10 protein-coding genes are annotated in these 10,846 nt (G+C 65.0%); 6 read left to right on the top strand and 4 right to left on the bottom strand.

Going from position 1 to position 10,846, the window contains the following annotated elements; translation table 11 throughout:
• The first annotated feature begins 21 nt into the window (after window positions 1-21).
• Genes ACK4FJ_RS08650 through ACK4FJ_RS08640 form a run of 3 tightly spaced genes read left to right on the top strand, consistent with a single transcriptional unit; the run spans window position 22 to window position 2,680 of the window.
• Window positions 22-1,374, top strand: a complete 1,353-nt coding sequence (locus ACK4FJ_RS08650) for a divergent polysaccharide deacetylase family protein (RefSeq protein ID WP_409765452.1) — start codon at window positions 22-24, stop codon at window positions 1,372-1,374.
• 8 nt (window positions 1,375-1,382) lie between these two features.
• Entirely contained in the window at window positions 1,383-1,868 is a 486-nt protein-coding gene (locus ACK4FJ_RS08645) for an RNA pyrophosphohydrolase (protein WP_409765451.1), read from the top strand.
• Window positions 1,869-1,882: 14 nt separating this feature from the next.
• Window positions 1,883-2,680: an alpha/beta hydrolase gene (locus ACK4FJ_RS08640; RefSeq protein ID WP_409765450.1), complete on the top strand. Its 798-nt coding sequence runs from the start codon at window positions 1,883-1,885 to the stop codon at window positions 2,678-2,680.
• An 8-nt stretch (window positions 2,681-2,688) separates the two neighbouring features.
• On the opposite strand, the gene ACK4FJ_RS08635 is transcribed toward ACK4FJ_RS08640, so the two are convergent.
• Together ACK4FJ_RS08635 and ACK4FJ_RS08630 are read right to left on the bottom strand one after the other, a co-directional pair.
• Entirely contained in the window at window positions 2,689-3,183 is a 495-nt protein-coding gene (locus ACK4FJ_RS08635; protein ID WP_409765449.1) for a PAS domain-containing protein, read from the bottom strand.
• An 85-nt stretch (window positions 3,184-3,268) separates the two neighbouring features.
• On the bottom strand, window positions 3,269-4,090 hold the full coding sequence (locus ACK4FJ_RS08630; RefSeq protein WP_409765448.1) for a ferritin-like domain-containing protein: 822 nt from the start codon (window positions 4,088-4,090) through the stop codon (window positions 3,269-3,271).
• Window positions 4,091-4,213: 123 nt separating this feature from the next.
• Here ACK4FJ_RS08630 and arsC point away from each other — a divergent pair, with 123 nt between their 5' ends.
• From arsC to ACK4FJ_RS08615, 3 genes are read left to right on the top strand one after another with little or no spacing between them, the layout of a single operon-like run.
• On the top strand, window positions 4,214-4,555 hold the full coding sequence (gene arsC, locus ACK4FJ_RS08625; RefSeq protein ID WP_409765447.1) for an arsenate reductase (glutaredoxin): 342 nt from the start codon (window positions 4,214-4,216) through the stop codon (window positions 4,553-4,555).
• 60 nt (window positions 4,556-4,615) lie between these two features.
• A complete protein-coding gene (lepB, locus tag ACK4FJ_RS08620) occupies window positions 4,616-5,506 on the top strand; it encodes a signal peptidase I (RefSeq protein WP_409765446.1) in 891 nt (296 codons plus the stop codon).
• Window positions 5,507-5,508: 2 nt separating this feature from the next.
• Window positions 5,509-6,423, top strand: a complete 915-nt coding sequence (locus tag ACK4FJ_RS08615) for a DMT family transporter (RefSeq protein ID WP_409765445.1) — start codon at window positions 5,509-5,511, stop codon at window positions 6,421-6,423.
• On the opposite strand, the gene fdhF is transcribed toward ACK4FJ_RS08615, so the two are convergent.
• Both fdhF and ACK4FJ_RS08605 read right to left on the bottom strand, forming a co-directional pair.
• A complete protein-coding gene (gene fdhF / locus ACK4FJ_RS08610) occupies window positions 6,407-9,157 on the bottom strand; it encodes a formate dehydrogenase subunit alpha (protein ID WP_409765444.1) in 2,751 nt (916 codons plus the stop codon). The two genes, ACK4FJ_RS08615 and fdhF, sit on opposite strands and share 17 nt — an antisense overlap.
• Window positions 9,154-10,836, bottom strand: a complete 1,683-nt coding sequence (locus ACK4FJ_RS08605) for an NADH-ubiquinone oxidoreductase-F iron-sulfur binding region domain-containing protein (protein WP_409765443.1) — start codon at window positions 10,834-10,836, stop codon at window positions 9,154-9,156. Before ACK4FJ_RS08605 ends, fdhF begins: the two co-directional genes overlap by 4 nt.
• Between the last annotated feature and the right edge of the window lie 10 nt (window positions 10,837-10,846).

The following is a 10,846-nucleotide window of genomic DNA, read 5'->3' as shown; positions in this document are numbered from 1 at the left end:
GATCAGCAGAAGGCTGACCCGATGGCCGATCAATCCGACCTGCATGCCGATCCTGAGGATCGGGCAATGCCGGGCCCTGCCGCCAAGCAGGGCCTGCTGAAGCGCCTGCTTGGCCGCTTTGGCAGGCGGAAACGGCATGCTGTCGACATGAACGGTCCGGATGAGATGCATGTCCTGCACGATGCCGACGGGCAGGATGCCGATCTGATCCAAACCATCACGCGTGCCGACGACGACACGCCCCCCCCGCCGCGCCGCAAGGGATTCAAGCACAAGCTGGCGGCCCTGTTCCGCATCATCGGGCTGATCCTGTGGCCGCCCTTCTTGCGCGGCGACTTCGGCACGGTGAACCGCCGCCTGCTGCTGACCGCATGGACGGCCGTACTGCTCACGCTTGCCGGCGTCGGCGGCTGGCTGGTGACCACGGGCGAAAGCCTGACATCGCTGCCCGGTTCGGAAGTCATCATCGGCGTCGCCCGCCTGACCCTGCCGCCGGAAGCCAGGCTCGCGCCGGACCAGAAGGCCGACAAGGCCGCCGCACCGCCAGCCGTCGGCCGGCTGCCCAGCGGCCTGCTGATCGCACCGGATCCAACCCTGAGCGAAGCCACGCCGCGCGGCCTGGTGCCGAAGATCGGCGCCGATGGCCGCCAGCCCTGGAGCGCCTACGCGCGTCCCTTCGACGAACCGCCGACACGCCCGCGCCTGGCCATCGTGCTGCAGGATATGGGCCTGAATGCGCAGCTCACTGCGCTGGCCGCCGAACGGCTGCCGCCGGCGATCACCTTTTCCTTCAACCCTTATGCGCCCGATCTGGCGGTACAGATCGAACGCGCCCGCAGCGCCGGCCATGAAGTCCTGCTCGGCATGCCGATGGAGCCGTTCGACTATCCGACCAGCGATCCCGGCCCCTATACGCTGCTGACCTCCTTGAGCGACCAGGAGAATGTGCGCCGGCTGGACTGGGTACTGACGCGCGCCAGCGGCTATATCGGTTTCACCAACCTGATGGGCGGCAAATACACCTCCTCGCCCGAGCATATGCGCGACATCGCGGTGAAGCTGAAGGAGCGCGGCCTGATGTTCGTCGATACGCGCGTGGCGCCGCGCAGTGTGGCGGCCCGCGTCATGCGGGAGGCCGGCGGCGTCTATGCTTTCGTCAACCGCCAGATCGATGCGCAGCCCAATGCCCAGACTATCGACGCGCGCCTGGACGAGCTGGAACGCACCGCGCGCGCGGGCGGCGTCGCGGTTGGCGGGGCTCTGCCCTATCCTGTTACGCTCGACCGGCTGCTGAACTGGGCCGGCAAGCTGGATGCCAAGGGCATCGCGCTCGCCCCCGTATCGGCCATCGCCAACCGCCAGACCCCGGAGTGAGTGTTGCCATGAGTGCTGCCGCCGATGCGCGCCCCTATCGCGAAGGCGTGGGGATCGCACTGCTCAACCGCGACGACCTGGTTTTCGTCGGCCAGCGCATCGACCAGACGGCAGAGGCCTGGCAGATGCCGCAGGGCGGCATCGATCCGGGTGAAGACCCGCTGCAGGCCGCTTTGCGCGAGATGGAAGAAGAAATCGGCGTACCGAAAAAGCTGGCCGAGGTGGTCGCCGAGAGCCGCGGCTGGCTGTCCTACGATCTGCCCGCCGACCTGGCCGACAAAGTCTGGGGCGGCCGTTATCGCGGCCAGCGGCAGAAATGGTATCTCGCGCGTTTCAAGGGCCGCGATTCCGACATCAACATCGAAACGACGCATCCCGAATTCAAGGAATGGCGCTGGCTGCCCTTCCGGCAGCTGCCCGAGCTGATCGTACCGTTCAAGCGGCCGATCTATGAACTGATCGTCGCCGAGTTCGCCGACCGCGTCCGCAGCTGAGACAAGGAGACGCCATGAGCAAGGGTGACATCCTGCTGGTCCATGGCGCTTTCACCGGCGGATGGGTGTTCGAGAAGCTGCGCGCCGAACTCAATCGTCGCGGCTGGAAGACACATGCACCCGACCTGCCATTCCACGGCAGCGAATATGCGGGCCAGCCGCCGCATCCCGACCTGCATCGCCAGGGCGTGGAGGATTACCGGCGTTTCCTGGAAGCCGAGATTGAACGGTTGATGCGGGATGGCGGCCGGCCGCCGGTGCTGGTGGGCCACTCGCTGGGCGGCCTGCTGACGCAGCAGCTGGCCGCGCGCAACCTGACGCGGGCCGCCGTCCTGCTGGCGCCCGTGGCGGCCTGGGGCACGCTGCCGCACAGCATGACAGAACTGGGCGGCGCCATCGGCCTGCTGCTGAAGACCGGCAACCTGCGCAGCAAGGGCATCCCGCCGAATTACGAACTGGCCGAACAGTATTCGATGGACCGCATCCCGCCGGCCCTGCGGCGGGACATCTTCAACCGCCTGGTGCCGGAATCGGGCCGCGCGATGTTCGAGACGCTCACCTGGTGGCTGGACTGGAGCGCGGCCACCCATGTCAGCGCGCATCGCGTGCAGATCCCGATGCTGGTTCTGGCCGGCAGCGACGACAAGGTGACGCCCGCCCCCACCTGCCGTGCCGTGGCGCGGCAATATCCCGGCCGCGCGGTATACCGCGAGGTACCCGAGCTGAGCCACTTCATCTTCGGCGAGCCGAAGGAGGATGAGGTGAATGCCATGACCGCCGACTGGATCGACAGCCACGCCGGCGCGGCCTGAAAACAGGCCTATATCACCGCCACGCGCACGCCGCACCCCAGCACGATATCGACAAGTGTCCCGTCGCCCGACAGGGGCAGCAGCACGGCCTGGAAACGGTGCCGCTGGCTCTCGACCATGTAGTCGTAGGACAGCGTGCGCATCTTGCCCCGCTCGGCCACGCTGCGATAGATCGCCAACAGCTCGTCGCGGAATTCCCGGTTGGCAATCTCGTCCAGCCAGTGCCCGGTCAGATCCTTGCCGTGATAGAAGACGAATTCGGTGCCGAACAGGCGATACCGGAAACGCGGCAGGGTGCCATGATCCCGACGCTCGACATCGACCAGCAGGATGTGACCCAGAAGCGATTTCAGTTCCAGCGGGTCGATATCGGCGCGCGAGGGATAGCGCCGGCCAGCGCGCTTGCCGGCCCAGTAGGCCACCAGCCACTGCAACTGCGGATCAAGATCCGCCTCGGCCACCGGCGTGATGTGACGATGAGCCCCCGGTATTTCCTGCCCCATGCAAGCAACGGTAGTCCGGCCGGCGGAATGCGCAAGACAGCAACTGCGGTCCTGGGCAAAAATCGGCTGGCAGAAAGAAAAGGGGCTAGGCTGCGGCGATCACGGCCAGTCGACGCTGGCGCCATTGCAGCAGGCGCCAGACCAGGGCGCCGAACCAGCGGCTGAACCAACCCTGGGGATCGAGGTCGCAGGCCTTCAATGCCATGCCGAGGCCGCGCTGGATATGGCCGAAGCGATAGACCGCGCTGGCGCGCAGTTCATAGGCCGCGCTCTGCTTCGCGCGATCATATTCGCCCTGGCAGCCATTGCCGCACCAATAGGCCATGGCCAGTTCGTCGTCGCTGGCTTCCTGCATGCGGCCGAGCGCCACGCGCAGGCGGCTGAGTTTGCCCAGCGGCTGGTTGCGCTGGTAACGCTGCAGGTGATCGTAGAACAGCTTGAAATGCCGGAATTCGTCGGCGGCGATCTTGGCGGCGATGGTTTTCAGCAGCGGCTCATCGGTGGCGTCGCGGATCGCGCTGTAGAAGCTGGAGGTGCCGCATTCCACGACGCAGCGCGCCACCAGTTCGCCATTGCGGCTGCCGCGCACGGAGGCCGTGGCTTCCAGCGGCAGGCGGTAATTCTCGGTGAAACGCTTCAGCGCCAGGGCCGGATCGAAACTGGGGTCGGCAACCTGGGCCCAGCGGGCCAGCGCCTGGCCATGCTGCACCTCCTCGACGCCCCATTGCCGCACCACGGCGCAGAATTCCGGGTCGTCGGCGAAGACGTTGCAGAGATATGTGACGTAATCGTCGGCATTATGCTCGACCAGGGCCGCGGCCTTCACGGCGCGCAACAGCTCCGGGTCGACCTTCGAGGGGTCGAACCGGTCCCAGGGCAGGTCGTTCAGGGTCCAATGGGCAGCCATGGCTTTCCTATTTATACCCCGGTCATCAAATTGCAACTCTTCCCGGATGCGACTAAGTATCCATCTTCATGGAACTTCTTGGCAGAATAACGACACTGCCCCACCCTGATCACGGAGCCCGCCATGACCGGACCGACGCTGTATCACAACCCCCGCTGCTCCAAATCGCGGCAGGCGCTGGCCATCCTGCAGGCCAGCGGCATCGAACCGCGGATCGTGGAATACCTGAAAACACCGCCCGACGCGGCCACGCTCAAGACCCTGCTTGAATTGCTGAAACTGCCGGCCGCCGCCGTGCTGCGCAAAAAGGAAGCCGCCGAGGCCGGTATCGACGCGACAGCCGATGAGGCGACGCTGATCCGGGGCATCGCGGCGCATCCGGAAGTGCTGGAGCGGCCGATTTTCGTGCATAAGGGCCGCGCCGTGCTGGGCCGCCCGCCGGAGAAGGTGCTGGAAATCTTGTAGCAGGCCCAGTGCGAACCCCCTAGATTGTCGGTACGCAGATAAACTACCCGGCATAGGGTTGTGGCCGACATCACATCCAGCGCAGCCCCGATTAAGACCTCCAGACGGCATTGGTGGCTGGCGGCATTGCTGTCCCTTATCGCCCCCGGCCTCGGGCAGGTCTATGCAGGTGCCTGGAAGCGCGCCATCGCTCTTATTCTCGCGCTGTATCTGCCGCAGATTCCGCTGGCGCTTGTCCTGATGCTGTACGTCATCCCGCTCTGGATTGCAGGGATCGCTGATGCAGCATACCTGTGCCGGCGCGAACCACAGCAACACCTTCGTCCTTATCAACGCTGGTATGCAATTCTGCCCTTGGGAATCGCCATCGTTGCCCTGGGCGATCTAGCGAGCAATCTTCTGCCCCGGACCTCAAATACTAAGACATTCCACACTGCCACCTTATCAATGCTGCCCACCTTACGCGGCGGCGACTATTTCATGGTGCGGACGGCCCCACCCGGTCAGCATGAACTGCGCCGTGGCGAGATCATCGTGTTTCGAGCGGCAGATGGTCGAGATTATGTGCAACGCCTGATCGGCCTGCCGGGAGATCGCATCCAGATCAAGGATAACCTCGTTAAGGTCAATGACATTCAGATTCGACATGAGCCGACAGACGACATGGAACTATCCGCAGATTCCTGCGCAGATATGCCTGGCCCGCGTTACCGTGAAATCTGGCCGGACAAGCGCAACTACCCTGTCTGCACCTTGCCCCATAGCAGTCTCAGTGATTTCTCAGCTGTAGTTACCGAAGGAGAAGTCTTTGTCCTCGGAGATAATCGCGTTAATTCGGCTGACAGCCGCACCCGCTTCATCGGCACTCCCCCGATAAGCAGCATCGTCGGCACCGCGACTTATATTTACTGGTCAAAAGATATTCGCCGCATAGGCAATCGATTGGATTGAAGATGGCTGAGTCGGTTGAAAGTAAAAGGACGGGTTTGCCGCATCACGGCATTTCCGCCTATTCGCTCGGCCTGCTCGCGCTGCTGACGTTGTTCTGGGGCGTGAACTGGCCGATCATGAAGCTGGCGCTGAACGAGATCCCGGTCTTCACCTTCCGCGCCTTCTGCTTAGGGGGCGGTGCCGTCGGCCTGTTTGCCATCGCCATTGCCAAGCGCATGCCGCTGGCCATCCCGCGCGGTTACCTGTGGAAGCTGACGGCCATCAGCCTGTTCAACATCGCGGGCTGGAACATCTTTGTGCTCTATGGTCTCTCCATGCTGCCGGCCGGGCGCACGACGATCCTGGCCTTCACCATGCCGCTGTGGCTGGTGCCGATGAGCGTGGTGTGGCTGCAGGAACGCCTGACCGGCTGGAAACTGGCAGGCCTTTGCATCGGCCTGACCGGATTGATCGTACTGGTGGGCGGCGAATGGCAGGCCATGGCGGCCGCGCCGCTGGGCGTGGCCCTGGTGCTGGCGGCTGCGGTGTGCTGGGCCATCGGCACGCTGCTGACCAAGCTGTGGCTGGTGCCGATGACGGCCGTGCCTTTCGTGGGCTGGCAGATGGTGCTGGGCGGCATACCGATCTTCCTGATGGCGCCGGTGCTGGAGGCCGACCGCTGGACCGCCTATTCCGGCATCGCCTGGGGCGCAGTGATCTACAACGCCACCATCTGTTTCGTGTTCTGCTACTGGGCCTGGAACACGCTGGTGCGCATCCTGCCGGCCGGCATCAGCGGGCTGTCCACGCTGATGATTCCGGTGGTGGGCGTGTTCTCGTCGATGTGGATGCTGGGCGAACAGCCGCGCTGGCCGGAATTCGCGGCTTTGGCGCTGGTCGCCACCGCGCTGGGCCTGATCCTCAAGCCGGCGCGCTGACGCTTTCCGCCGCCGGTTCCACGCGAGCCGCGCAGAACTTGAATTCCGGAATCTTGCCGAAGGGATCGAGCTGCGGATTGGTCAGCAGATTGGCCGCGGCTTCCGTGAAGGCAAACGGGATAAACACCAGTCCTTCGGCCACGTCGCGGTCGGCGCGCGCCTTCAGTTCGATGCTGCCGCGCCGGGTGGAGACACGGATGCTCCCACCGGCGGCCACGCCCAGCTTTTCCAGATCGCGCGGATGCAGCGATGCGGTGGCTTCGGGCTCCAGGGCGTCGAGATGTGTCGCGCGCCGCGTCATCGCGCCGGTATGCCAGTGTTCCAGCAGGCGGCCGGTGGTGAGTACCATGGGATAATCCGCATCGGGCAGTTCCGCCGGCGGCGAGACTTTTGTGGGCACGATGCGCGCACGGCCATCCTGCGTGGGGAAGCCGTCGCCGAAGATGATCTCGTGGCCGTGCGGATAGGTGACGGCGCCTTCCGATTCCAAGCGGTCCCAGCTGATGCCGGCCAATGAGGGCATCAGGGATGCCATCTCGGCATAGACCTCTTTCGGATGCGCATACTGCCAGTTCAGCCCCATGCGCTGCGCGATGGCCTGCACCAGTTCCCAGTCCTGCCGGGCTTCGCCGGGCGGCTTGAGCGCGGCCCGGCCAAGTTGCACCCGGCGGTCGGTATTGGTGAAGCTGCCGGCCTTCTCGGCGAAGGCCGAGGCCGGCAGCACCACATCGGCATGGAAAGCGGTTTCGGTGAGGAAGATATCCTGCACCACGAGGTGATCCAGCCCGGCCAGCGCCGCGCGGGCATGGGCGACATCGGGATCCGACATGGCCGGGTTTTCGCCCATGATATACATGCCGCGGATATCGCCACGCTGGGCCGCGTTCATGATCTCAACGACGGTGAGGCCGCGCTTGGAATCGACGGACGTGCCCCACACGGCCTCAAAGGCCTGACGCTTGGCGACATCCTCCACCGACTGGTAATCGGGCAACACCATGGGGATGAGGCCGGCATCGGATGCGCCCTGCACATTGTTCTGCCCACGCAGGGGATGCAGGCCGGTGCCGGGCCGGCCGACTTGGCCGGTGATGAGGCTGAGCGCGATCAGGCAACGGGAGTTGTCGGTGCCATGCACATGCTGCGAGATACCCATGCCCCAGAAGATCAGCGAGGCTTTCGACGTGGCATACAACCGAGCCACTGAACGGATCACCTCAGGCGCGATGCCGCAGAGCGGCGCCATCGCTTCGGGCGCGGCGTCTTGCACCGCCTGTTCCAGGTCGGGAAAGCCGTCAACGAAGCGCTGGATATAGGCGGGGTTGGTCAAGCCTTCCGCGATGATCACGTTGAGCATCGCGTTCAGCAGGGCGACATCCGAACCAGGCTTGAATTTCAGGTTATAGGCAGCGTAACGCGACAGCGCCTGGCCGCGCGGATCGATCACCACCAGCTTCGCACCATTCTGCCGCACGGCATTCTTGATGAAGGTGGCGGCGACGGGATGGTTCACCGTGGGATTGGCGCCGATCACCACAATCACCTCGGCATCCATGGCGGCGGCAAACGGCGCGGTAACGGCGGCCGAGCCGATGCCCTCCATCAGGGCGGCCACCGACGAGGCATGGCAAAGCCGCGTGCAGTGATCGACATTGTTGGTGCCGAAACCGGTGCGCACCAGTTTCTGGAACAGATAAGCTTCCTCGTTAGACCCTTTGGCCGAACCGAAACCGGCCAGCGCCTGCGGACCATGGCTGTCGCGGATTTGCACGAGACCTGAGGCGGCGCGCTCCAGCGCCTCGTCCCAGGTCGCCTCGCGGAAATGCGTCCAGGGATTGGCGGGATCGACGATGCTTTCGCCGTGTTTTGGCGCGTCGTCGCGGCGGATCAGCGGTTTGGTCAGGCGATGCGGATGGCGCACGTAATCCATGCCGAAGCGGCCCTTGACGCAGAGCCGGCCATGATTGGCCGGGCCGTCACGGCCGCTGACATACTGGATGGCATTATCCTTCACATGCATGGTGAGCTGGCAGCCCACACCGCAGAAGGGGCATAGGCTGTCGACTGTTTCCGTCGCCTTCGCCACGCCATGGTTATGCTCGTCCACCAATGTGGCGGGCAGCAGCGCACCGGTGGGGCAGGCCTGCACGCATTCGCCGCAGGCGACGCAGGTGGAGTTGCCCATCGGATCCCTGAGATCGAACACGATCTCGGAATGATGGCCGCGGAAGGCCATGCCGATCACATCGTTGCCCTGCACCTCGCGGCAGGCGCGCACACAGAGATTGCACTGGATGCAGGCATCCAGATTCACCGCCATGGCAACATGGCTGCGATCCGGCGATGGCGCATGGTCGCGGGCCGGGAATCGGCTGGCGGTGACATCGAGCTTTTCAGCCCAATGCCAGAATTTGGAATCCGCGTCATGGGCCGCATCGCGCGGCGGCTGGTCGGCCACCAGCAACTCAAAAACCAGTTCGCGGGCGCGCTTTGCCCGCACGCTCTGGCTGGTCACCTGCATGCCTTCCACCGGCTTACGCTTGCAGCTCGGCGCCAGAACGCGTTCGCCCGCGATCTCGACCATGCAGGCGCGGCAGTTGCCGTCGGCGCGATAGCCCGGCTGCGGCGTGTGGCACAGATGCGGGATGTCGGTGCCCAGCCGTTTGGCCACCTGCCAGATGCTTTCGCCCGGCTGCGCCTCGACCGCGCGGCCATCCAGCGTGAAGCGGGTCATCGGAAGCGCTCCAGCACGGAGAGCAGCGGATTGGGCGCGGCTTGTCCCAGGCCGCAGATCGAGGCGTCGCGCATCACCTGGGCCAGATCGCGCAGCAGCGGCTCGTCCCAGACCGGCTGCGCCATCAGCATGGCCGCCTTCTCGGTGCCGACGCGGCAGGGTGTGCACTGGCCGCAGGATTCATGGCGGAAGAATTTCATCAGGTTCAGTGCCGCCGCCTTCACGTCGTCCTGGTCGGACAGCACGATCACGGCGGCCGAGCCGATGAAGCAGCCGTATTTCTCCAGCGTGCCGAAATCGAGCGGGATGTCGGCCATGCTGGCCGGCAGGATGCCGCCCGATGCGCCGCCGGGCAGATAGGCCGCGAAACTGTGGCCCGGCGCCATGCCGCCGCAATAGTCCTCGATCAGTTCGCGCGCCGTGAGCCCGGCCGGCGCCAGCTTCACGCCCGGCTGGCGCACCCGACCCGAGACGGAATAGCTGCGCAGGCCTTTCGATCCGTTGCGGCCATGCGACAGCCACCAGTCGGCACCCTTGTCGGCAATCGCCGCCACCCAGTAGAGCGTCTCGACATTGTTGATCAGCGTCGGCCGGCCGAACAGGCCAGACTGCACCGGATAGGGCGGCTTCTGGCGCGGCAGGCCGCGTTTGCCCTCGATGCTTTCCAGCATCGCCGATTCCTCGCCGCAGATATAGGCGCCGGCGCCGCGTCGCAACTCCACCTGCAGCCCTTGCAGCAGGCCAGCCTGTTCCAGCGCCTGCAGCTCGGCGCGGATGACGTGATGCAATGCCGGATATTCGTCGCGCAGGTAGATATAGGCGGACTCAGCTTCGATGGCCCAGGCGGCGACCAGCATGCCTTCGAGGAAACCATGCGGTTCGGTTTCCAGGAAGAAGCGATCCTTGAGCGTGCCGGGTTCGCCCTCGTCGCCATTCACCGCCAGGATGCGCGGTTTGGGCTGCTGCAGCATGGCCTGCCATTTGCGCGCGGTGGGAAAACCAGCGCCGCCCATGCCGCGCAAACCGGCTTTGTCGAGCTCGGCGATCAAGGCCTCGCGCGTGAACGCACCGCTGCGGCATTGCGCCAACACGCCATAGCCGCCTTCGGCATGATAGGCCGCCAAGGTCTTATAGCGCGGCAACAGCGGATGCACCGCACGCTGCTCATGCGCCGCTGAAAGCTCCTCGACACTGGCCGGCGCAAAAACATTCTTGCCATAGGTGGCGCAGGGCGCGCGGTCGCATTGTCCCATGCAGGGTGCGCGTATCACCCGTACATCATCGCCCAGCCCCTCGAGCTGCGCGGCCAGCGCATCGGCACCGGCCATGACGCAGCTTAAAGAGTCGCAGACCCGGATGGTGGCGGCAGGCGGCGGTGTTTCACCGGCATCGACCACGTCGAAATGGGCATAGAATGTGGCTGTCTCGTAAATCTCGGCCATCGGCAGGCGCATAGCTTCGGCCAGGGCAACAAGCAGGCTCGCGGGCAGATGACCTTTGGCATCCTGGATACGATGCAGGTATTCCACTAGCAGGTCGCGCCGCAGATCGCCCTCGGGCAGCAGCGCACGCAGATCGGCATGGTCGGCGTCATTGGCCTGACGACCACGCGGCAGGGCGCGACCGGATTTGCGGCCGAAGCGGGGCTGCGCGGCGAAGGCGTTGCTGGTCTGGTTCACGCGGCGTTGT

It is taken from the genome of Ferrovibrio sp. (assembly GCF_046297595.1).
Lineage (GTDB): Bacteria > Pseudomonadota > Alphaproteobacteria > Ferrovibrionales > Ferrovibrionaceae > Ferrovibrio.
This window is presented reverse-complemented; position numbering and strand designations above follow the sequence as displayed.